Source organism: Chryseobacterium defluvii (assembly GCF_014204415.1).
GTDB classification, from domain to species: domain Bacteria; phylum Bacteroidota; class Bacteroidia; order Flavobacteriales; family Weeksellaceae; genus Chryseobacterium; species Chryseobacterium defluvii_A.
Map to the genome: position 1 here is coordinate 1,546,682 of NZ_JACHLE010000001.1, position 23,573 is coordinate 1,570,254.

Annotated in this window: 23 protein-coding genes and 1 pseudogene; 8 read left to right on the forward strand and 16 right to left on the reverse strand. The window is 37.8% G+C overall.

Annotated elements, in window-relative coordinates:
* Positions 1-424 precede the first annotated feature (424 nt).
* Positions 425-1,150: pseudogene (gene lptB, locus HNP38_RS07035) on the reverse strand (LPS export ABC transporter ATP-binding protein); the annotation flags it as partial.
* Between the two features lie 133 nt (positions 1,151-1,283).
* Here lptB and HNP38_RS07040 point away from each other — a divergent pair.
* Together HNP38_RS07040 and HNP38_RS07045 are read left to right on the forward strand one after the other, a co-directional pair.
* A complete protein-coding gene (locus tag HNP38_RS07040; RefSeq protein WP_184186622.1) occupies positions 1,284-1,577 on the forward strand; it encodes a TM2 domain-containing protein in 294 nt (97 codons plus the stop codon).
* Between the two features lie 66 nt (positions 1,578-1,643).
* Positions 1,644-2,372: a hypothetical protein gene (locus tag HNP38_RS07045; RefSeq protein ID WP_184186625.1), complete on the forward strand. Its 729-nt coding sequence runs from the start codon at positions 1,644-1,646 to the stop codon at positions 2,370-2,372.
* A gap of 104 nt (positions 2,373-2,476) precedes the next feature.
* Here HNP38_RS07045 and hemB read toward each other — a convergent pair whose 3' ends face one another.
* Positions 2,477-3,466 (reverse strand): porphobilinogen synthase, encoded by a 990-nt coding sequence (gene hemB, locus HNP38_RS07050; protein WP_184186628.1) that lies wholly within the window; start codon positions 3,464-3,466, stop codon positions 2,477-2,479.
* A 123-nt stretch (positions 3,467-3,589) separates the two neighbouring features.
* Here hemB and HNP38_RS07055 point away from each other — a divergent pair, with 123 nt between their 5' ends.
* From HNP38_RS07055 to HNP38_RS07065, 3 genes are all read left to right on the forward strand, one after another.
* Complete coding sequence (locus tag HNP38_RS07055) at positions 3,590-3,940, forward strand: T9SS type A sorting domain-containing protein (protein ID WP_184186631.1); 351 nt, start codon at positions 3,590-3,592, stop codon at positions 3,938-3,940.
* Between the two features lie 105 nt (positions 3,941-4,045).
* Entirely contained in the window at positions 4,046-4,957 is a 912-nt protein-coding gene (locus tag HNP38_RS07060) for an ABC transporter ATP-binding protein (RefSeq protein ID WP_184186634.1), read from the forward strand.
* A gap of 2 nt (positions 4,958-4,959) precedes the next feature.
* On the forward strand, positions 4,960-6,270 hold the full coding sequence (locus HNP38_RS07065; protein WP_184186637.1) for an ABC transporter permease: 1,311 nt from the start codon (positions 4,960-4,962) through the stop codon (positions 6,268-6,270).
* Positions 6,271-6,327: 57 nt separating this feature from the next.
* On the opposite strand, the gene HNP38_RS07070 is transcribed toward HNP38_RS07065, so the two are convergent.
* The 9 genes from HNP38_RS07070 to HNP38_RS18100 all read right to left on the reverse strand — a co-directional run bounded on the left by HNP38_RS07070 (position 6,328) and on the right by HNP38_RS18100 (position 14,426).
* Positions 6,328-6,996, reverse strand: coding sequence for a porin family protein (locus tag HNP38_RS07070; RefSeq protein ID WP_184186640.1), 669 nt, complete (start codon positions 6,994-6,996; stop codon positions 6,328-6,330).
* A 15-nt stretch (positions 6,997-7,011) separates the two neighbouring features.
* Positions 7,012-7,884, reverse strand: a complete 873-nt coding sequence (sucD, locus tag HNP38_RS07075) for a succinate--CoA ligase subunit alpha (RefSeq protein ID WP_184186644.1) — start codon at positions 7,882-7,884, stop codon at positions 7,012-7,014.
* Between the two features lie 83 nt (positions 7,885-7,967).
* Positions 7,968-8,870, reverse strand: a complete 903-nt coding sequence (locus HNP38_RS07080; RefSeq protein ID WP_184186647.1) for an LpxD N-terminal domain-containing protein — start codon at positions 8,868-8,870, stop codon at positions 7,968-7,970.
* 67 nt (positions 8,871-8,937) lie between these two features.
* On the reverse strand, positions 8,938-9,501 hold the full coding sequence (gene efp, locus HNP38_RS07085; RefSeq protein ID WP_184186650.1) for an elongation factor P: 564 nt from the start codon (positions 9,499-9,501) through the stop codon (positions 8,938-8,940).
* Positions 9,502-9,593: 92 nt separating this feature from the next.
* A complete protein-coding gene (gene lpxA, locus HNP38_RS07090) occupies positions 9,594-10,382 on the reverse strand; it encodes an acyl-ACP--UDP-N-acetylglucosamine O-acyltransferase (RefSeq protein WP_184186653.1) in 789 nt (262 codons plus the stop codon).
* Entirely contained in the window at positions 10,383-11,780 is a 1,398-nt protein-coding gene (locus HNP38_RS07095) for a bifunctional UDP-3-O-[3-hydroxymyristoyl] N-acetylglucosamine deacetylase/3-hydroxyacyl-ACP dehydratase (protein WP_184186656.1), read from the reverse strand.
* Positions 11,773-12,804: a UDP-3-O-(3-hydroxymyristoyl)glucosamine N-acyltransferase gene (lpxD, locus tag HNP38_RS07100; protein ID WP_184186659.1), complete on the reverse strand. Its 1,032-nt coding sequence runs from the start codon at positions 12,802-12,804 to the stop codon at positions 11,773-11,775. The genes HNP38_RS07095 and lpxD overlap by 8 nt, the downstream gene beginning before the upstream one ends.
* Positions 12,805-12,875: 71 nt before the next feature.
* Positions 12,876-14,102 carry an HD domain-containing protein gene (locus HNP38_RS07105; RefSeq protein ID WP_184187664.1) on the reverse strand — a complete coding sequence of 409 codons (1,227 nt, stop codon included), beginning with the start codon at positions 14,100-14,102 and terminating at the stop codon, positions 12,876-12,878.
* A 201-nt stretch (positions 14,103-14,303) separates the two neighbouring features.
* Positions 14,304-14,426: a hypothetical protein gene (locus HNP38_RS18100; protein WP_262888905.1), complete on the reverse strand. Its 123-nt coding sequence runs from the start codon at positions 14,424-14,426 to the stop codon at positions 14,304-14,306.
* A gap of 18 nt (positions 14,427-14,444) precedes the next feature.
* On the opposite strand from HNP38_RS18100, the gene HNP38_RS07110 reads away from it, so the two are divergent.
* The 3 genes from HNP38_RS07110 to HNP38_RS07120 all read left to right on the forward strand — a co-directional run bounded on the left by HNP38_RS07110 (position 14,445) and on the right by HNP38_RS07120 (position 18,611).
* On the forward strand, positions 14,445-16,085 hold the full coding sequence (locus HNP38_RS07110) for a S41 family peptidase (protein WP_184186662.1): 1,641 nt from the start codon (positions 14,445-14,447) through the stop codon (positions 16,083-16,085).
* Positions 16,086-16,219: 134 nt separating this feature from the next.
* Positions 16,220-17,764: a bifunctional response regulator/alkaline phosphatase family protein gene (locus HNP38_RS07115; RefSeq protein ID WP_184186665.1), complete on the forward strand. Its 1,545-nt coding sequence runs from the start codon at positions 16,220-16,222 to the stop codon at positions 17,762-17,764.
* Between the two features lie 82 nt (positions 17,765-17,846).
* A complete protein-coding gene (locus tag HNP38_RS07120) occupies positions 17,847-18,611 on the forward strand; it encodes an exodeoxyribonuclease III (protein ID WP_184186668.1) in 765 nt (254 codons plus the stop codon).
* 194 nt (positions 18,612-18,805) lie between these two features.
* Here the strand turns inward: HNP38_RS07120 and HNP38_RS07125 are convergent, their stop codons facing one another.
* The 5 genes from HNP38_RS07125 to rfbC all read right to left on the reverse strand — a co-directional run bounded on the left by HNP38_RS07125 (position 18,806) and on the right by rfbC (position 23,548).
* Positions 18,806-19,177: a septal ring lytic transglycosylase RlpA family protein gene (locus HNP38_RS07125; protein ID WP_184186671.1), complete on the reverse strand. Its 372-nt coding sequence runs from the start codon at positions 19,175-19,177 to the stop codon at positions 18,806-18,808.
* A 505-nt stretch (positions 19,178-19,682) separates the two neighbouring features.
* Positions 19,683-20,420 (reverse strand): hypothetical protein, encoded by a 738-nt coding sequence (locus HNP38_RS07130; RefSeq protein ID WP_184186674.1) that lies wholly within the window; start codon positions 20,418-20,420, stop codon positions 19,683-19,685.
* A gap of 35 nt (positions 20,421-20,455) precedes the next feature.
* Complete coding sequence (locus HNP38_RS07135; protein ID WP_184186677.1) at positions 20,456-21,232, reverse strand: hypothetical protein; 777 nt, start codon at positions 21,230-21,232, stop codon at positions 20,456-20,458.
* A gap of 374 nt (positions 21,233-21,606) precedes the next feature.
* The gene (rimO, locus tag HNP38_RS07140; RefSeq protein ID WP_184186680.1) at positions 21,607-22,908 is read right to left on the reverse strand and encodes a 30S ribosomal protein S12 methylthiotransferase RimO; all 1,302 of its coding nucleotides are present in this window, start codon (positions 22,906-22,908) and stop codon (positions 21,607-21,609) included.
* 94 nt (positions 22,909-23,002) lie between these two features.
* Positions 23,003-23,548, reverse strand: coding sequence for a dTDP-4-dehydrorhamnose 3,5-epimerase (gene rfbC / locus HNP38_RS07145; protein ID WP_184186684.1), 546 nt, complete (start codon positions 23,546-23,548; stop codon positions 23,003-23,005).
* Positions 23,549-23,573: the final 25 nt, after the last annotated feature.

A 23,573-nucleotide genomic window follows, 5' to 3' on the forward strand; every position in this document is an offset into this window, starting at 1 on the left:
TAACTAAAAAACGTACCGTTCTGAAACAAAAGGTACGCTTTATTCTATTTTTCAATCAATAAATTGATTCCGTCTTATAAAACAGAAGTTATCCTTCATAAAAATAGGTTGTGAGGTAGTGCAGTTCAGGCCTGCCTGCCACCTTAGATTCTGCCTCCGCCTGTTCTGCCGTATACTGTGAGGTAATTTCTTTCTTCTGGAATACAAATGCATTATTGGCATTCTTATCTACCACATCTGTAAAAATATGTTCAATTTCAGAATTTGCCAGCGAGGCAAAGCTGATATCTTCAAAACCATACATCAGCCTCAGATCATCGAACTGCTGAAAATTGTCATTGACAAAGTTCTGAAGCTGGGATTTTGAGTCAAAGTTCCCGGCCCAGATATTATAAGCATAACTTTTCTTTTTTGGCTTATCCAGAATGCTCTGATACACGAAGTTTTCACCAAGATAAGCTTCTCTTACCTGCGGATCATTGGCCAGATCTTCCGGAAGGCCTTCTTTTAAGATCCTTCCTTCAAACATAATGTATGTTTTGTTAGTAATGGCCAGCGTTTGCTGAACGTTATGATCCGTAATTAAGATACCGATATTTTTATCTACAAGACTTCTTACGATCTTCTGGATATCCTCAACGGCAATAGGGTCAACTCCGGCAAAGGGCTCATCCAAAAGGATAAAGTTTGGGCTGGTAGCAAGGCATCTTGCGATTTCCGTTCTACGTCTCTCTCCTCCCGAAAGAAGATCTCCTCTGTTTTTACGAACGTGCTGTAGGGAAAATTCTTCAATAAGCTCATCACACTTGATCTGCTGCTCACGTTTTGAGAGCCTGGTCAGCTGCAATACTCCCATAATATTTTCTTCCACAGAAAGTTTCCTGAAAATAGATGCTTCCTGAGCCAGATAACCGATACCCTTCTGCGCTCTCCTGTACATGGCATCAGTCGTAATTTCCTGTTTATCCAGGAAAATTTTTCCGGAAGTCGGCTTCACCAAACCCACGATCATATAAAACGATGTGGTTTTCCCGGCTCCGTTAGGGCCAAGCAAACCTACAATTTCTCCCTGCTGAACTTCTACAGAAACGCCTTTTACCACTTTTTTAGGACCGTATTCCTTAATCAGGTTTTCTCCTCGTAAAATCATGAAGCAAATATATCAAAAATATAAACTTTGTTTATCCCAAATATAAACTTGTTTATATTTTAAATTATATGTAACTACTTATAATATTCAACGACTTATCTCAAAAGAAATCATTTAACCAATAAATATAAACATGGAAAATTACGGATACTCCAAAACAGAAAACAATTTCAACCAGCAAACCAATGCTCCTTACCGTTCGGAGAAGAAAATCCCTGCAGCTTTATTGGGAATTCTTGTAGGATGTTTTGCTTTAAATAAATTTTACCTTGGCTATACCAAAGAAGGGATTATTCAGATCGTTCTTAATATCGTAACATTTGGTTTTGCCACGATCATCCCCTTTATTGAAGGAATTTTATACCTGTTCATGAGTGATAAGCAGTTTGATGATACTTATGTGTACGGTAAAAAAGGCTGGTTGTAAGATTTAACATCCAATTTCTGATTTATTTCCATACATTTATAAGACCAATCAACAATCAGATTTATTATGGAAAGCAATAAAGAATTGACAGAGCTGCTGGCATTGGATCTTGGGATCAATATTGTTGACAGAAGGCCTTATGCAAAGGAGATTTTCAAATGGCAGGATATGGATCTGCTTCCTCATTCCTCTGCCGATACTTTACTTTGCGAAATCTTTGAATGGAACGGAAGGAACTGGAGAACAACCGGCAATAATCTTATCGGATATTTATTTTCCGGTGACGAACTAAATACAGTCAAAAATAAATTGATCACTAATCCCAAATACCCTGCTTTGGTTCCCGACTTTGAGTTTACCAAAGACAGCATGATAGAATACGGGCTTTCTCTTCCTTCTTTATTCAATATAGGAGTTACGGGAAATATAAAAAACGCCAAAGATTTTTCGGTGAAAGTAAACGGGGTAACCAAATCCCGCATTACGAATATTGACTCTCCCGGAATTGAAATTTTAAAAAGTTATTCTTCTTTCACCCAAAACAAATCCAAGACGTACCGCAAGAATATTAAATTTAATTATTTAAGTACTTCTTTATTCTATGCTGAAAGCGTGGAAATTTTTCTGGAAAAAGAATCCAGTGTTGGTATAGATGTAAGCTTTCAGACCACCAATGTAGAGGTGGATGCTAAGGCAGATACAGACACCAAAAAACATTTTATCTTAAAATATTCCGGTAATCAGGCTCCTTTTGCAGCCAAATTTACAAAAGGAAAAGATTTTAATATCATGTAAGAAGTTATAAGTTATGAGTTGAGAGTTATAAGTTTGATGCTCATTATTTAAAGAAAAGCAGGTTTTAATGACTCATAATTCATAACTTATAACTCTCAACTCTTTTAATTATTCAGTAACATTGCCGCTTCTTTTGCAAAGTAGGTGAAGATCATATCTGCACCGGCTCTCTTGAAGCATGTTAAGCTTTCGATGATGGTTTTATCATTATCAAGCCATCCGTTCTGGGCAGCTGCTTTTACCATTGCATATTCTCCGCTTACATTGTACACAGCGATCGGAAGGTCAATAGCTTCACGAACTTTCGCCACGATATCGAGATAAGGAAGCCCCGGTTTGATCATAATGATATCTGCTCCTTCTTCTATATCTTTAAAAACTTCATTCAAAGCTTCGCGGGAATTATGGAAATCCATCTGGTACGTTTTCTTGTCCTTCGGAATATCTATACTGTCTTTCGGGGCACTGTCCAGGGCACTTCTGAACGGCCCATAAAAAGAGCTTGCATATTTCGCCGAATAGCTCAGGATACCTACATCCGTAAATCCGTTTTCTTCTAAAGCTTCACGAATCACCAATACTCTTCCGTCCATCATATCACTCGGCGCTACGATATCAGCTCCCGCTTCCGCATGGGATACGGACATTCTTGCCAAAGCATCATTGGTGGCATCATTGATGATCTTCCCGTTTTCGATAATTCCGTCATGGCCATAGATTGAATAGGGATCTAAAGCAACATCCGGCATTACGATCATTTCAGGAACGGCATCTTTTATCGCTTTGATGGTATTCTGCATCAGGCCGTCTTTGTTCCATGCTTCTTTGCCTGTATTGTCTTTTAAATGATCCGATACTTTCATATACAAATTGACAGATTTTATGCCTAAAGAAAATAATTCCTTACATTCTTTCACCGTTAAATCTATGCTCCTCCTGAAAATTCCCGGCATCGACGCGATGGGCTCCTGTTTGTTTTCCCCCTCCATTACGAAGATCGGCATTACAAAATCATGAGTGGTAAGAATGCTTTCTCTTACCATACTTCTGATTGATTCATTTACTCTCAGCCTTCTGTTTCTTGAATGTATCATTTTTGGAATACTTTTTGAATAATAAGTTTATGCAAATTTACTACAACTTCTATAAAAAACTATTGCATGTGAATATAGAATTGTTTACTTTTGTTTGTAATATACTTGAGAAATTATATTTTGATGAAAAAACTTTTACTTTTATTTATACTTTTAGGAGGCATTGCTGGGTTTTCCAGTAATTTAAAAGCCCAATTAAGAGAACCGGGTTCCATCTCACAAAAGTCTGATGACGGTGTTTTGGTAGCATATCCGAATCCTGCCAAAGATTTTCTTGTGGTAAAAGCTAAAGATTCTTCTCTGAAAATAAAAAATGTAATTTTTTATTCCATCCTAGGAACACAGGTGGCTAATTACGCAGTAAATAAAAATTCCGGTGAGATCAATATTGAAAAACTGAAACCCGGAAAATATCTTATCCGCTATATTTTAAGCGATAACACACAAAAAGTTACCCAGATAGTAAAACAATAAATAAAATCCTGATAATCATCAGGATTTTTTCTTTTAGATCCATTCAATTTTAATTATTCCGTAACTTTCGGAATATTTTTATACTAACTACAGAAAAATAATTGAATGCTAAAAGCTGAACATATTACGAAAACCTACAATGCGGGAAAAAAAACAGCATTGGATGATTTCAGCATACATGTCCCGAAAGGGAGTATTTACGGTCTTTTAGGGCCTAACGGTGCGGGAAAGACTTCATTCATCCGTATCATCAATCAAATTACCCAGGCTGACTCAGGAAATGTCTTCATCAATGGAGACAAGCTCAATCCCAGCCATATTAAAGATATCGGCTATATGCCTGAAGAAAGAGGTTTGTATAAAAATATGAGTGTCGGGGACCAGATCCTTTATTTTGGAGAACTGAAAGGAATGAGTAAAAATGATGCCCTGAATGAAGCTAAAAAATGGTTTGAAAAACTGAACATCGATCAATGGTGGAAGAAAAAGCTTTCAGAACTGTCAAAAGGGATGGCTCAAAAGATCCAGTTTGTGGTTACCGTTCTTCACAGGCCTCACCTTTTAATCCTCGATGAGCCTTTTTCAGGTTTTGACCCGGTAAACGCCAATCTGATCAAAGACCAGATCATTGACCTTAAAAATAACGGAACCACGATCATACTCTCTACCCACAGGATGGAGAGCGTGGAAGAAATGTGTGATTATGTGGCATTGATCAATAATTCTAAAAAGATTATTGACGGAAGGGTTTTCGATGTAAGGGAAAAATTCAAGAAGAATATTTTTGGGGTTACTCTTTCCGAAGTTAGCAGTGATCATCTTGAAAATTTCAGAAATAAGTATGAGATCTTCAATTTCACCAATGAAAATAACCTGGTTTCCTTTGACCTGAAAAATGAAAGCGACCAGAACAATATCCTTCTGGATCTGGTGCATGTGGGAAAAGTGAGATCATTCGACGAGAGAATTCCGAGCATGAATGAAGTGTTTATCAATGCCGTAAGTAATCATTCTTAACTATGAATAATATTTTTTTAATTACAAAAAGGGAGTTTCTTACTCAGGTTAAGAAAAGATCCTTCATTATATTGACTTTACTGGCACCTATCATGATCATCGCCTTTGGTGCGGTGATCGGGCTGATGTTCAAAGCCAATGAATCCCACAGCATTATTGAAGTAGTAGACAAAAGCGGGCTTTTTAAAGACCAGTTAAAATCTGATGAGAAGCTCAATTATGTGTTTATCTCTACAGCTGATGAGAAATCCAAGATCAATAATTTAAAGAACAATGAGTCTTTGGACGGTATTCTTATTCTTCCTGAACTTGATAACCAAAACTATGACGGGTTGGAAAAAAACGCAAGGCTGGTTGTGAACTCAAAGATAGGTTTTGATACCAAACAGCGTATCGTTTCAGATATTACCAATGTGATCAAAAAGGAAAAGATCAAGCAACTGGGTATCGCAGAAACCCAGCTGGACAATCTTGATAAAAGCTTTACCTTAAAGACCATCAATGTATCCGAAGGCAATAAGGAAGACTCTGATCTCAGTTTTGGTATAAAAACAGGCCTGAGCATGGTGCTGATGTATGTAACATTCATGTTCATTATTATCTATGGAGTAAGGGTGATGAGAAGCGTTCTGGAAGAAAAAAACAACCGGGTGGTTGAAATTATCATTTCATCGGTAAAACCGTTTGAACTGATGATGGGAAAAATCCTGGGAGTTACCCTGGTTGCCCTGACCCAGTTCATTATATGGATCACCATGTCTGTCATAGGTGCTTTGGTCTTAAACACAGGTTTCTCTTCCATTCAAAAGAATATTCCGGGCGGAAATGAAGAAATGATGGGTAAGATGGATATAACGCAGATTGCCACTCAGGTTTCCCATAGCCTGCTAGAACTGAATTTCCCGCTGATCATTTTCGTATTTATCATATTTTTCCTTCTGGGGTATATTTTTTACAGTTCCATTTATGCAGCCATAGGTTCTGCCGTAGATAATGAAACCGAGACACAGCAATTCACATTGTTTGCTATTTTACCACTGACTTTAGGAATGTACGGAAGTTTTTCTTTAATGAACAATCCTGACGGGCCGCTGGGCTTCTGGTTATCAATGATTCCGTTTACCTCACCTGTGGCTATGATCGCCCGAATTCCTTTCGGAGTCCCGGCATGGCAGATTGCACTGTCCATTACATTATTACTGGGAACTACCGTATTTATGATATTTCTGGCCGGAAAAATTTACCGGGTAGGTATTTTAATGTACGGTAATAAAGCTACTTTAAAAGAGCTTTGGCGATGGATCAAAGGATAAAATAAAAAACCGGGAAATTTTATTCCCGGTTTTTTACTTATAGTTTAAAAAACACTCTTATTCAAAGATATAGCTTACGCCTAAACTGATTACCTGCTCAGATTTTCCTTTGGAAGTACCTCCGGGTTCTTTTGCCAGATCCGGATAGGTATTGGTGATCCCAAGGTCATACTTCAGAGCCACTTCCAATTGTCTCTTATAACTGTATCCTACTCCCAGTCCTATTGCAAAATTAAAGCCACTCGCTTTTCCGCTAACTCCCGGAAGCTTCGGATCTGTAACATCCGGATCATAATATGGCCTTCCTACAGGTGCATTCTTCACATTTTGGTTCAAGAGGAAATTAAATCTCGGACCTATCATTCCAAAGAATTCTGATTCAGCTTCTGAAAAGTATCCTTTGAAATAAATGGGTACACTCAGGTAATTATTGCCATATACCGCATCATAACCGTCTCTTCCTTTAGCATCTTTATCCTTCCCTGTTTCTCCGGCTCCGTAATACAGGACTTCAGGCTGAAGGTAAAACTGATTGTCTTTGCCCATCGGGATCAAAGCCAATACACCACCCTGAAACGTAAATCTTGGCCCGGAAGGGTTGTGTGCATTTCTTACTCTGGAATAGTTACCTCCTGCCGTAACACCAAACCTTGTACTGCTAAGATCTATTTGTGCGAATGATAGTGCAGAAAAAAGTAAAGCCGAGGCTAATAAAATTTTTTTCATATCGTCATTTTTAAATTATGCTAGAACTTTTGCCACAGTTTCACCTATGTCAGCAGGAGAATCAACAACATTGATACCATTCTCTCTCATGATCTCCATTTTTGCCTGAGCCGTATCTTCCGCACCTCCTACAATAGCCCCTGCATGTCCCATTGTTCTTCCTTTTGGAGCTGTCTGACCCGCGATGAAACCTACAACCGGCTTAGTAGATCCGCTTGCTTTATACCATCTTGCTGCCTCAGCTTCTAATCCACCACCAATCTCTCCGATCATTACTACAGCATCAGTTTCAGGATCGTTAATAAACAATTCCAAAGCTTCTCTTGTAGTTGTCCCGATGATAGGGTCACCACCAATACCGATAGCAGTAGAAACACCAAAACCAGCTTTTACAACCTGATCAGCAGCTTCGTAAGTTAAAGTACCTGACTTGGAAACGATACCTACTTTCCCTTTTTTGAAAACGAAACCTGGCATAATCCCAATTTTAGCTTCATCAGAAGTAATGATTCCAGGACAGTTAGGGCCGATCAATCTGCAGTCTCTGTCAGCAATATAAGATTTTACTTTTACCATATCTGCTACCGGAATACCTTCAGTAATACATACGATCACCCCGATACCTGCTTCCGCAGCTTCCATAATAGCATCTGCAGCAAATGCAGGGGGTACGAAAATGATACTTACATTAGCTCCTGCTTTTTCAACAGCATCAGCCACAGTATTAAAGACAGGCTTTCCTAAGTGTTCGCTGCCTCCTTTTCCGGGAGTAACACCTCCTACTACGTTTGTTCCGTATTCAATCATCTGGCCTGCATGGAAAGTACCTTCGTTCCCTGTAAATCCTTGTACAATTACTTTAGAATCTTTGTTTACTAAAATTGACATTTTATTGTTGTTTTAATTTATTTTATTAATGCTCACAAATTTACTTATTTTTCTTTGATTCTGGATAAAACCTTCCAATTTGTTTATTTGAGATTTCTCAGCTTCACTTCTTTTTTCAGATAGGTTTTAAAATCTTCTGCAAACATCCCTATATAGGTTCCTTTTTCCAGGTCCCGGTTGACTCCCGTTTTTCCCAACAATACGGTTCCGCCTTCAATTGTATTGCCTGAGGCGATACCCACCTGTCCCCATAACGTCACCTCATCTCCTATGACACAGCAGCCGGCAATTCCCACCTGTGAAGCGATCAGGCACTTTTTCCCGATAACGGTATCGTGCCCTATCTGGATCTGATTGTCCAGAACAGATCCTTCTCCAATAATAGTAGAATCTGTAACTCCCCTGTCTATTGTACAGTTGTTACCGATCTCCACATTGTTTTCAATCACAACATTTCCTACCGAGATCAGGCGATCAAAGTTTCCGTTCAGCTTTCGGTAATAGAAGGCGTCGCCACCTAAAACAGTTCCTGACTGGATGATAACATTATCGCCAATGACAGTTCTGTCCCCAATAACGACATTCGGAAAAATAAGGGTATTCTTCCCAATCCTTACATTATTGCCGATCACGGCTGAACGGTGTATCCTGGTCCCTTCTCCTATTTCTACATCGTGAAGCTCTTCCGTGAAGTTATATATTCTTGTAAAATGGGTATTGATCTTATTAAAATCCCTAAAAGGATCATCGGAAACCAAAAGCGCCTTTCCTTCCGGACATTCTACTTCTTTATCGATTAAAATAATCGTAGCTGCGGAATTCAGTGCTTTATCATAGTATTTGGGATGGTTAACGAAAACAATCTCTCCCTGTTTCACCCTATGGATCTCATTGGTTCCCAATACTTCAAAATCTTCAGAGCCGACAAATTTTGCCCCGATAAGATCAGCAATGGTTTTAAGTTTTTGCGGAGAATGGAATCTCATAATTTAAGTTGGAAGTTAAAAGACAGAAGCTGGAAGACTTCTTGCTTCCAGCTTCCGACTGTATTTATTATTTTACTCTTTCCAGGTAGCTACCATCTTCAGTATTTACCTTGATCTTGTCTCCTGGTTCAATGAACAAAGGAACCATTACTCTTGCTCCTGTTTCAACGATCGCATTTTTAAGAGCGTTGGTAGCCGTATTCCCTTTTACTCCCGGATCAGCTTCTATAACATCCAGATATACAGATTGTGGAAGTTCTGCAGAAAGCGGGGTTTCGTCAGCTTCTTTTAAAATGATCGTCACTTCTTCACCAGCCTTCATAAACTGGGCATTCTCGATCATCTCCTTATTGATATATAATTGAGAGAAGTCCTCATTATTCATGAAATGAAATCCGTTCTCATCATCATAAAGGTACTGATATTTTCTCGTGATCACTTTTACTTCATCAATTTTATGACCTGCAGAGAATGTATTGTCAATCACTTTCCCGTTGGTCACTGATTTTAATTTTGTTCTTACGAAAGCAGGCCCTTTACCCGGTTTTACGTGAAGAAACTCGATTACTTTATAAATATCATTGCTGTATTCGATGCAAAGCCCTTTTCTGATATCGTTACTTGTTGCCATTAATGTATATTCTCTTTTTAATTATTGCTTTATTTATTGGTAAAATCGCGAAATTGCAAATCAGCCTTTTTACCTTTTTACTTTTTTGTCAATTATTCTTTTCCTGTTCCGTACCCTTTTACAATACCTCTCGGAGAGTTCTGGATAAACTGGAGGATCTCATCCCTTTCAGCTGTAGGAAGCATTTCCTTCTCGATGTAGTTGATTGCTTGGGAAACGTTCATTTTCATCTGAAAAATTGCTCTGTATATCTTCTGGATCTCAAATATCTTTTCATTGGTAAAACCTCTTCTTCTTAATCCTACGGAGTTAATCCCTGCATAAGACATCGGTTCCCTTGCTACCTTCACATACGGCGGAATATCTTTTCTTACCAGCGTACCTCCTGAGATCATCACGTGCTTCCCGATCTTTCCGAACTGGTGAACGGCACTAAGACCTCCCATTACGGTATAATCTCCTATTTCCACATGCCCGGCAATACCGCAACCGTTAACAATAATAACATGGTCTCCGATAACGCAATCGTGAGCAATATGGGAAGTAGCCATGATGAGGCAATTTTTACCAATTTTAGTATATCCCAAGGCTTTTGTTCCCCTGTTTACGGTTACACATTCCCTGATCGTCGTTTCATCACCAATGATCACTTGAGTATCCTCACCATCAAACTTCAGGTCCTGCGGAATGGCAGAAATGACCGTTCCCGGAAAAATCCTGCAGTTTTTTCCTATTCTTGCTCCATCCATGATGGTTACATTGGGTCCGATCCAGGTTCCTTCTCCAATTTCCACATCGCCTGCAATTGTAGTAAAAGGTTCTACAATAACGTTTTTGCTGATTTTCGCACGTTTATCTACGGCAGCTAATTGATGAATCATTTAGTCAACTTTATTTTTTGCAACTTGTGCCATTAACTCGGCTTCCACCGCTATTGAATCACCTACATACCCATACCCCTGCATGTGTACAATACCTCTTCTGATAGGCTCTATCAATTCAATCTTGAAGATAATGGTATCTCCAGGAACTACTTTTCTTTTGAATTTCACTTTATCTATTTTAATAAAGTAAGTAGAGTAATTTTCCGGATCCGGAACACTTGCCAAAACCAGAATACCTCCTGTCTGCGCCAAAGCTTCTACCTGCAGAACTCCCGGCATTACCGGTTCTTTTGGGAAATGTCCCACAAAGAACGGTTCGTTCATGGTTACATTTTTCAATCCTACCACATGGGAATCTGACAATTCAAGGATTTTATCGATCAATAAGAATGGCGGCCTGTGCGGCATAAGGCGCATGATGCCGTTGATGTCGAATACAGGTTCCTTCGTCAGGTCAAAATCAGGAACATTTTTCTTTTTCTGTAATTTCCATTGGCGGTTCAGCTTCTTTGCAAACTGGGTGTTTACATAGTGCCCCGGTTTGTTGGCAATCACTTTACCTTTGATCTTTACTCCCGCTAAAGCCAGATCACCGATTACATCCAGTAATTTGTGTCTTGCGGCTTCGTTCGGATAGTTTAGGTTAAGATTATCAAGAATTCCGTTAGGCCTGATCGCTACATGGTCTTTGCCAAATGCTTTCTTTAATTTTTCCGTGGTATCCGGCGTTAAATCCTTATCCACATATACAATGGCATTGGAAATATCGCCGCCTTTGATCAATCCATGATCCAAAAGCATTTCCAATTCATGTAAAAAGCTGAATGTTCTTGCAGAAGAGATTTCTTCTTTGAACTCTGAAATATTTTTAAGGGTAGCATTCTGGGTACCTAAAACTTTGGTTCCAAAATCTACCATGGTTGTAATTTCGTAGGTATCCGAAGGGATTATCGTAATTTCCGAACCGGTAGCCGGATCGGTATAGCTAAGTACTTCCTTCACCACCAGATATTCTCTGGCAATATTCTGATCCACCACTCCAACACTTTCGATGGCTTCAACAAAGAATTTTGATGATCCATCTAAAATGGGAGGTTCGGAAGCATCCATCTCCAATATGGCATTATCTATATCACAACCTACCAATGCTGCCAAAAGATGCTCACAGGTAGTAATTTTTACTCCTAATTTTTCTAATGTCGTCCCTCTTTCTGTTGCTACCACATAATTAACATCCGCTTCAACCTGAGGATTGCCCTCCAAGTCTGTTCTTACAAACACAAAGCCTGTATTTTCTTTTGCAGGCTTAATGGTAAGCTTTACTTCTTTGCCCGTATGAAGGCCGATTCCAGAAAGCGTTACTTCTTCCTGAAGTGTTTTTTGCATATCACTCATTAGTTTTATCTTTTGAGTTATTCTCAAGATTATTTATTCTACTTACGATTTCTGTGAAATTCCTGAAATGTACATAATTTCTTCGGAAGTCAGATGCTGATATCGCAGGAGAACCGTATAATACTTCCTTATCTTCCACATTATTGTTCACACCACTCTGAGCCTGAATTTTAACCTGATCTCCTATATTGATATGTCCTACAATACCGACCTGCCCGCCGATCTGGTTCCAGTTTCCGATCGTGGTAGAACCTGCAATTCCGGCCTGTGCGGCGATCACATTGTTTTGTCCTATTTTAACGTTATGGGCGATCTGGATCAGGTTATCTATTTTGGTTCCCTTCCCTATAATTGTAGATCCGATGGTTGCACGGTCTATACTACAGTTGGAGCCTATTTCAACATCATCTTCGATAATTACATTTCCTAATTGGGGAATTTTTTTAAATCCGTCAGCAGTCGGCTGAAACCCGAAACCGTCTCCTCCCACTACCGTGTTGGAATGGATAACACAATTGTCTCCGATAATACAATAATCATAGATCCTGGCACCACTGTCTATTTTACAGTTTTTGCCAACCTTCACTCCCTTGCCTATATATACGTGCGGATAGATCTGTGTACCCTCACCAATTTTTGCCTTTTCGGAAACATAAGTGAATGCCCCTATATAGGCTTTATCACCAATCATAGCAGTAGGATGGATGGAGGAGCCATCTTCAATCCCTTCTCTTCTCCCCTGCATTTCCTGATAGAGATTCATAAGGACCTGAAAAGAAAGATAGGCATCCTTTACCGCAATAATGGTAGGATTATAAGTGTCTTTTACCAAAAGTTTTTCCGAAACAATAAGGACGGAACATCTGGAAGTATCCAGAAAATGTGAGAATCGATCCTGAGCTATAAAAGAAAGATGACCGGTTTCTCCATTCTCAATTGGTGAAACTCCAGTAATAAGTGCCTCTTCGTCACCTATTATTCTGCCGTTAATAAAACTTGCAATTTGCGAAGCTGTAAATTCCATATTCTGCAAAGATAAGAAATTCTATAATTCGCAAACATTTTTTAGTTTACAGACATCAATTTTATTATTCTTTAAGAATTTATTTTAGAGAACTCTCTGGGAAAGGTAAGAATGTATCGTGTAGTCATATTCACCATCAATCCTGATAAAAGCTGATCTTCCGACTCATCCATCCTGATCTTCTTACCGTCTTTCTGCAATAGATAAATAGGCTGCTTATCTGTGTTGTAAGGCAATAGTTTCCGTTTAATTTCGTGTACCAGTTCATTACCATTATCGATTCCGAAAAATTCATTGGTATTTTTTATTTTTTCTTCAATGAATTCCGGTTCAAAAGGATGGGATGAAATAATCGTTTTAGGAAGGTTTCTCTGAATGATGCATGTACACCAATAAGAAAGAATAAAATCGTCAGAATTCTGCCATGATTTCATCGCCTGGATCACATCATTATCATCCATTTGTGTAAATCTCTGAACATCTTCATCGGTTGCAGAACTTTTCTCACGGTACAAGAAATATTTCAGATTTTCTGTTGCCGGCAGGTCAATACCCTGAGAGACCAGATATTTGGCTCTTTCTAAAATCCTGACCAAAAGAAATTCCGCCAAAGCAGATGTTTTATGATAATATACCTGCCAGTACATGAACATTCTGGCGGTCAAAAAGTTTTCAATGGAATAAATACCTTTCGCATCGATCACCAGCTCTCCTTCTTCGCACACATTCATCATAGAGATAATCCTCTGGGTATTAATATTCCCCTCCGAAACTCCTGTAAAGAAACTGTCCCGCTTCAGATAATCCAGCCTGTCAACATCCAACTGGGACGAAATAAGCTGATTAAAGAATTTCCTGTGATATTTGCCCTGAAACATTTCAATAGCGGTTGACAACTGCCCGTCAAATGTTTCATTCAGCCTGTTCATGAGCAACAAAGAAAGGTTTTCATGATGCCAATCGTCCATCAGCATACTTTCCAACGCGTGAGAGAATGGCCCGTGACCGATATCATGCATCAAAATAGCCAGCATTGCCCCTTTTTCTTCTTCCTTTGAAACTTCAACACCTTTCAGCTTTAGGGTTTCCAGTGCTGTAAACATCAAATGCGTTGCTCCCAAAGCATGATGGAATCTTGTATGGGTTGCTCCGGGAAAAATCAGATTCAAAAGTCCGGTCTGGGAAATCCGCCTCAATCTCTGAAAATAAGGATGCTCAATAACATCGAATAAAATTTCATATGGAATTTTGATAAATCCGTGAACGGGATCATTGATGATTTTTAGCTTGTTCTGCATGGAAAGGTCAGTATTGGTAAACAAAGTTAGGGAAATTTAACTTTAGCTTTTGTTTAATTTTGATTAATGATATTATGATAACCATAATAGGACTTCAATCACAAAAGACACAAATATTTGAAAACATAAAGGCTATTGTATTCTATTTGTCATGCTGAAACCTTTAGGTTCGACGTAGTCAAAGCATCTCTACGGAAATATTTAAGATTCCTGCGGAATGACAAACTCTCCGTAATAATAGCTTAAATAAATGTCCGGAAAAATTTTTGTGCCTTTTGTGGCTGAAATTAAAGCAACAATTGCTTTATCTTTGAATATGATCATAAACCCCGGTAATTATTCATGAGAAGTTTCTCTTTTTTAGTCATATTATTTTTAAGTATCGGTATTCCTGCACAAACCGTCTCTGAAGCTCAAAAGCTGGAATCGCTATGCAAGGTCTGGGGATTTTTAAAGTATTATCATCCGCAGGTGGCAAAAGGGGCTTTTGACTGGGACCAACAGCTTTTCCAAAAGATAGATGAACTGGAAAAAGTAAATGATAAAACCCAATTGAACGAACTTTATTTGCAATGGATCAATAGTCTTGGAAAAGTAGGTGCATGCAAAGAATGTAAAAAGCAAGAACAAAAAACCTATTTCCTTAAAAATTTTGATTTCAACTGGATTCATGACCGGAATATTTTTTCTGAAGCCGTCATTCAAAAACTTAGCTATATTCAGGACAACCGAAACATTGAAGACAATCATTATTTTGGGAAAGGTGGCAGGAAAGTATTTTTCAGGAATGAGAATTCTTACGGCTCAAAATTCATTTCCCGGCAGATTGTTCTTTTGGAGCTGTTCCGATACTGGAATTATGTGGAATATTTTTTTCCTTATAAATATGAGACGGATCAGAACTGGAATGATGTTTTGCAAGAGATGATCCCGAAGTTCAATGCGATCAGCAATGATGAAGGTTATCACCTGACTCTGGCGGAACTGGTAACTAAAACTGATGATTCTCATGCCTATCTGTTTTCACCACTTATCAGCTTCAACCAATATGGAAGAAGAAAAATTCCTGTAGAATATGGCTATGCTGAAGGAAAGCTCATCGTAACAAAAATCAATTCCAATAAATTCCATGAAGAAACCCTTCTGGAACCCGGCGATATCATTTATGATGTAAACGGGAAAACTATTCCGCAAATGGTCAACAGCTTCGGAAAGTATATCCCGGCATCCAATTCCTGGGGGAAGATCAAGAAAGTGAGGAATCTTTTTTTATTTTCCAATAGTGACTCCATCACTATCAGGATTGAAAGAGATGGCAGGAATATGGCTCTGACTGTAAAAACCTACCTTCTTAAAGATATTATTTACGAAAAGCCCGCAACTGCTGAAAAATGGAAATTCCTGGACGAAGCGAAAAAAACAGGTTATGTGAACATGGGAATCATTGAAAGGAAAGATTTGGACGAAATGTACCGGAATTTGAGAACAACCGAAGCCATTATCTTTGATCTCAGAAATTATCCTAAACAAACCATTCTTCCATTAAGCAGGCTATTACTCCCTGAAAATACGATTTACTACCAGTTTATTTTTCCTGAAACGAATTATTTAAGTAAATTTTACATCAGAAAAAACAGCATCGGAAGAAAAAATACAGAATATTATAAAGGAAAGGTAGTAGTTCTGGTAGATGAGAATACCCAGAGCCAGGCTGAAACCACTGCCATGATGCTTAAACAGCACCCAAATGCAAAGATCATAGGAAGCAATACCTCGGGAGCTAACGGAGATATCATCCGTTTTAAAATTGCCGGTCTGGAGACAAGCTTTACCGGTCTTGGAGCCTATTACCCGGATCAAAGAAAGACCCAGAGAATAGGGATTATTCCCGATATTCTTATAAGACCTACCATAAAAGGGATAAAGAAAGGAAAGGATGAAGTTCTGGAAAGGGCCTTGGAATATATCCGGACAGGAAATTAATTCTTAGAGCGGATGAAAATATTTTTCCTTACTTTCCGTTTAACTAATATTTAACTTTTTAACTGCTCATTTTGGCAGTTTTTATAAAGATTTGGTCAACAATTTGATGCAATAACCATGTAAAAAAATAAATTATGTCGGAAAAGATATTATGGATAGATGATGAAATAGATTTACTTAAACCTCATATCGTATTCTTAGAGAAAAAAGGTTATCAGGTAACCCCTGTTAACAACGTGAATGAAGCGTTAGAACTTATAGATTCAGAGAAGTTTGCCTTGACACTCATTGATGAAAACATGCCCGGAATTTCCGGATTGGAAGCCATTCCCATGATCAAAGAGAAGGATAATTCCCTGAAAATAGTAATGGTGACCAAAAGTGAGGAGGAACACATTATGGAGGAAGCCATCGGTTCTCAGATCGCTGACTATATTCTAAAACCTGTAAATCCTAATCAGATCTTATTATCATTAAAGAAAAACCTCCAGCAGGATGACCTTGTTGAACAAAAAACCATTTTACAGTATCAGCAGGAATTCAGAAACCTTTCTATGGAGCTGTCTTACCTGAGAACTTATCAGGATTGGGCTGAATATTATAAGAAGATCCTGAATTGGGAGATCAAGTTCGATAAAGTGGCAGATAACGAATTTGCAGATCTTTTGCAGTCTCAGAAGGAGGAGGCTAACATCCAATTCGCTAAATTCATAGAAAATAATTATGAAGACTGGCTGCACGATTCTGAAAAACCAGTCATGAGCCATACACTTTTCAAAGAAAAAGTGAAGCCTGAGGTGGAAAAAGAAAAAGTTCTTTTGCTGATGATTGATAACCTTCGCTATGATCAGTGGAAGGTGATCGAGCCTTTATTCACCAAGCATTACAATAAGATTTCGGAGGATTATTACTACAGTATTCTTCCTACAGCTACCCAATATGCAAGGAACTCTTTCTTTGCCGGCCTGATGCCGTCCGAGATCGAAAAACGTTTCCCTGAAAAATGGTTCAATGATAATGAGGAAGGTAACAAGAATGAATATGAACGTGATTTTCTGGAAGATCAGATGAAAAGGATAGGCCTGGGTTCAAAATCCATGAAATATTTAAAGGTATTGAATGCTGATTTTGAAAAAAAGATCTACGATGATTTTAACCAGCATAAAAATAATGATCTTTTGGTAATTGTTTACAATTTCATTGATATTCTTTCTCACGCAAAAACGGATAATCATATTGTAGATCAGCTGATCCGTGACGATAAAACATTCAGATCTCTAACGTTGAACTGGTTTGAAAACTCATCTTTAATGAAGATCATAAAAGCTGCTGCTGAAAGCGGCTACAAACTGGTGATCACAACTGACCACGGGACAATCTATGTAAAAAAGCCAAGCAAAGTGGTCGGAGACAGGGAAACTTCTACAAACATCCGTTATAAGACTGGTAAGAGTTTAACATATGATGACAGTGATGTGTGGGCTATTACCGCTCCGGAAAAGCTGTTTTTACCTAAAGGAAATTTAAGCTCCAAATATATTTTTGCCAAGAGCAATATTTTCCTGGCTTATCCCAAGAATTATAATCACTTTGTAAACTACTATAAAGAAACTTATCAGCATGGGGGGATTTCATTGGAAGAATGTATCATTCCTATAAGCATTTTAGAACCCAAGTAGTTTTTTTCATAGTTTATTTAATTTGGGTTTAGGCGGAAAAAATCGATGATTTTTTCCGCCTGTTTTTTAATATTTTTGGAGTATGAAACTTATTACTTATAATGTAAATGGAATCAGAGCCGCATTTACCAAAGATTTTTTAGGCTGGCTCACTACGGCAGACCCTGATGTGGTCTGCATTCAGGAAAGTAAAGCAGGAAACGACCAGATCGATATTGAAAGCCTTGAAAAGCTGGGATATCACAGCTATTGGCATTCTGCTTTAAGAAAGGGCTACAGCGGGGTTGGGATTGCCTCAAAAATAAAGCCCGATCATGTCGAATACGGCTGCGGAATTGAGAGCTATGACAATGAAGGAAGGATCATCCGTGCAGATTTTAATGGCTATTCTGTAATTTCAGTCTATGTCCCTTCTGCGTCCAATATTGACAGGTTAGATTTTAAAATGCAGTTCTGCCATGATTTTCTGGAATACATCAGGAGTTTAAAGAAAACGATCCCTAACCTTATAATTTCCGGGGACTTCAATATCTGCCACCAGGCTATTGATATTCATGATCCTGTTCGCTTAAAGAACGTTTCGGGATTCCTGCCAATGGAAAGGGAATGGATGACCAATTTTATTGAGGAATGTGAACTGATCGACAGTTTCAGGTTTTTCAATAATGAACCGGATCATTATACATGGTGGAGCTACCGCCAGAATTCAAGAGCTAAAAATAAGGGCTGGAGACTGGATTACAATTTTGCTTCTTATTCTTTAAAAGAAAAGCTTTCCAGGGCTGTTATTTTGAAGGAAGCACTGCATTCTGATCATTGCCCGGCTTTATTGGAAATTGATCTTTAGTTTTTAAACCGCAAAAGTCACAAAAGTTTTTTGAAACGCATTATAAGCATATTAGTGCTAATATTAAGGAGAATAAGAAGTTCACATAAGATAAAGATCAAAGATTTTCAAAAACAAAAGTGTTTAAACCTTTTGTAATTATGATAAAACAAAAAGCCTGCTGAGTCAGCAGGCTTTAATTTAAAATCATAAATTTAATCGACAATTTCATATTCCACCGGGATGGTACCATGACTGGTGTTCCCGATTTCGTTGAACGCAGCTTTAGAAATATCTAATGCTCTTGATGAATGAAAAGGTCCTCTGTCATTTATCTTCACTATCACCTCTTTTCCATTATTCAGGTTGGTCACCTTAATTCTTGTCCCAAATGGGAGCGTTCTGTTGGCTGCGGTAAGCTTTGTATTATCAAAGATCTCTCCGCTGGCTGTTTTTCTACCATTAAACTTATCGTGGTAGTACGATGCATAACTTGTTTTTTTCGCATCTGTGGTATTATTACTGAAAGAATAAATACCAAGGGTTGAAATCATCATTATGATTACGAGAATGAATCTTTTCATCATTTTGAATTTTATTGGTTTTGACGGAGCAAATGTATTGTGAAACTTCTGAACTCCCCAGTCTAAACGTTAAAAAACGTTAACGAAAACCAAATTTTAAGTTAACACCTTCTGTAACCTTCTATTAACAGGCTATTTAGAGCACACTGTTAAAAAACGTTAAAAAACATATAAAAAAGTTAACAGAATTAACTAATTATTGCATAATTTAAGTTTTCTATTTTTTATAACACCATGAAAATCAATACAATTACAAATATATGCTTCTGCAATTAAATAAGAAAAGCATACATAGATTTTTAAGGATAAGATTATTTCAAACTCACCTATCAGGAATTACCGATTCTTAGAAATTACAAAAGAACGACTATAAATTCTTTGTTCTTATATTTTTTATTATATCTGCCAATCTATTTAAAAAGCATCAGAGAATTAATTTTAAAGCAAATAAAAAAGCCAATGAAATTCATTGGCTTAATAATTAATTATTGATAAAGATATAATCTTATTATTTAAAATATTCTACAGTATAAGGGTAATCACCTGAAGGAAGTACTACAGAAATATTAGGAGATCCCGTAATCAAGGCTCCGGTTGCAGTATCATATGAATATACAGTTGTAGAATACACACCGCTACCATTAGGATTAAAGATCGTCACCCGATATAACCCGTCAGTAGCCGTATTAGGAATAGTAATAGGTCCATCAGGATTATATGAAATAGGAGATGTACTTGTTCCGTTTGTTTGGAAATTACCTTTTCTAGCATATACCTGAGCTCCAGCAACTGAAATATTGGTAACAGTCTCTGTAGTTTTTATATCTACTGTAGATGAGGCTCCTAATGGCATCCACACCCCGTCAGCTACACTTAAAGTAGATGACCCGGTAGGGTTATAAAAATAGTAAAAACCAGGTTCTAAGTTCGCTGTTTGAGTATTCAACGCAGGGTCAGCTGTGGTACCTGTTCCAGTATTATATACAATCATTCCATTGAATGCATTGGAAAATGATATAGGCGAAATTCCATCAGTCTTAAACTGAAACTGTGCTAAATCTGTTTCCGGAAAAACCAAACCTTTGGATTCTGAAGGTCCCCAACCATTGCCAGCAGAGTAAGGAGAAGCATCCAAAAATGCATTCTCACCTGTTATAATCTCTTGAGGAACAGAAGGAATGTTAATTTGTGCATGAACAGAAGTTGCTGACAAACCAACTATAAGGGAAAATAAAATCTTTTTCATATATTCATTTATTTTTTTTATTATTAAATTAAATTTTAATTGTATCCTCCAATTATCTGCCAAACTGATCCATCACTTACCATCAGTAATCCTCTACCTCCTTGTATTGTAGCTACATTCAAAGGTCTGAATGCAACATTACCAGCACCTGTAACAAAAGTTCTGGTACCTCCTGTCTGATTTGTCAAAGAAATTACTCTTCCTGAATTAGTCGTAGCATCCGGTAAGGAAATGTTATTTGTAGTTCCGGTTAATACAATATTATAATCATTAGCCTGCCATGTGCCTGCTACCAAATCACCAACTACAGAACGAGTCTTAGAGTATACAGCCCCCTGAGTTTCAAAGGTACCGTTAATAATAGTTCTGGCCGTACCTGTAGTAAAAGTCAGATTATTATTTGCCTGATCAACTGTTCTTACACTTGTTAAAGTACCGTTTCCGGTATAGATACTAGTATCAGTGGCAGATCCACCACCTACGGGAACCCATCTGGTAGTACCGCTGTTATAGTAATAAAATCCTGTACCTGTAACATTTTCTGTTCGGGTACCTGCCGTACCGGTTCCGCTAAGAACGAATACCAAAGCTCCGTTTTGTTCAGCATTATATGCACTATTCTTGGCACCCAATTCTGCAGCAGTCATTCTAGGAACTAAAACCGCATCCGGCATACCAGGATCTGCATTGTTTGCAACGACATCTAATGTAGCGGCCGGTGTAGTTGTATTAATACCCACACCTCTCTGCTGGGCATGAGAAAGCGCCGTGAAGGAAACGAGCATAGTCGCTGTGAATAAAAATTTTTTCATAAGTTTTTAAAATAGATTTTTTTTAATTACATTTTCATCAATAATTTTCTTTCATCAGGCTGGGTGTTTTATCCCAACTTGTGCTTTCAAACATTATCCAAAATTTAATTATTTAACCAATACTGTTTATTTAAGTAACTGATTTTTAACAATGCTTTTTAGATAAATACACATTTATATTGCAAATTTAAGATATAATTTTCAAAAATATGCTTTTAAAATAAAAAAAATACATATATTTTTACAGTGAAATATTCAAAATTCTGATTATCAACGATTTAAATAAATTTATAGTGTATTAATTTTTTATTAAAAAAATATGAGTTATTCCTTTAATAGTTATTGAAAAAAAATTCAAATTAATTTTTATCTGATTAAAGAAGTACACCATAAAGATCAAATTCTTCTGCAGAAGTGATCTTTACATCCGCAAATTCCCCAATTGAGATATAGGTATCATCAGCCGGGACCAAAACCGTATTATCTACATCCGGCGAATCATATTCTGTTCTTCCGATAAAATAATTACCTTCTTTTCTATCAAAAATACATTTGTACACTTTGCCCACTTTCTTCTGGTTTTTCTCCCACGAGATCTGAGACTGCAGTTCCATGATCTCTTCTACCCTGGCTTCTTTTACTTCCTGAGGAATATTATCTTCCAGTACATAGGCCGAAGTATTTTCTTCATGAGAATAGGTAAAGCATCCGAGCCTGTCAAACTTCTGCTCTTTTACCCAGTCTTTCAGTTCGTGAAATCTTTCTTCGGTCTCACCCGGATATCCTACTATTAAGGTAGTCCTGATGGCCATATCCGGAACTTTCTCCCTGAATTTTGCCAGAAGGGCGTCTGTTTTCTCATGGGAGGTCCCTCTTTTCATTGATTTCAGTAATTCGGAATTGATATGCTGAAGAGGGATATCTATATAGTTGCAAACTTTAGGTTCTTCCCGGATAATATCCAGTACATCTTCCGGAAATCCGCTTGGGAAAGCATAGTGAAGACGAATCCATTCAATTCCTTCTACCTTAACGAGCTCTTTCAGCAAATCTCCGAGTGCCCGTTTTTTGTAGATATCCAATCCGTAATACGTAAGGTCCTGAGCGATCAGGATCAGTTCTTTGGTTCCTGCTTTTGCCAGCTTTTGGGTTTCGGTAACCAATTTCTCTATCGGGGTAGAAACATGCCCGCCTCTCATTAAAGGGATTGCGCAGAAAGAACACGGCCTGTCGCAGCCTTCGGATATTTTCAGGTAAGCATAATGCTTGGGGGTTGTGGTTAATCTTTCTCCTACAAGCTCGTGCTTGTAATCCGCTCCAAGATGCTTTAAGAGGATCGGAAGGTCCCTTGTTCCGAAATATTGGTCTACATCGGGAATTTCCTTTATCAGATCCGGCTTGTATCTTTCGGAAAGACATCCTGTAACAAAAACTTTTTCTACCTCTCCCCTGCTTTTGGCTTCAACATAGTCAAGAATGGTATTAATGGATTCTTCTTTGGCATTATCTATAAATCCACAGGTGTTAATTACTACTATATCGCCTCTGTCTTCGTGCACCACTTCCTTACCATTCGCTTTAAGCTGGCCCATCAGAACTTCCGAATCATATACATTTTTGGAGCAGCCAAGTGTTACGATATTTATTTTTTTCTTCCCTGTAGACTTTGTACGCATCTTTTTGATTTTGAGTCTGCAAAGATACAAAATATTGAAGAGTAAGGGTTAAAAAAATAAAAACCACCTAATCAAGTGGTTTTCAAAAATATATTTAAAAGTTCTTTTCTTTAAAGCCTGGAGCAGTCTGGTCCTTATCTGATAAGATCATGTCCTCTTCTTTTACTTTCCAGTCTATATTGAGTTCAGGATCATTGAATTTCACACTTCCTTCGGATTCCTTATTATAGAAGTTATCACATTTATAGGCAAACACAGCAGTTTCACTCAACACCGAAAAACCATGCCCGAAACCTCTCGGTATATACAACTGAAGTTTATTTTCACCGGTAAGCTCAAGTCCGAACCATTGTCCAAAAGTAGGTGAATCTTCTCTCAGATCAACGGCAACATCCCAGACTTTTCCCTCAAGGCAGGAAACCAGTTTGGCTTGGGCTTGCTCTCCCTTCTGCAAATGCAGCCCTCTTAAAACACCAAAAGATGATTTTGAAATATTATCCTGTACGAAATGGCCATTCAGCCCTGTAAGTTCTTCAAATTTTTTCTCATTAAATTTTTCGTAAAAATAACCTCTGTCGTCCTCAAAAATTGAAGGTTCTATAATATAACAGTCTTTAAGCGGGGTTTCTTTGATCTTCATAGTTTAAAATTTCTCAGATATTATA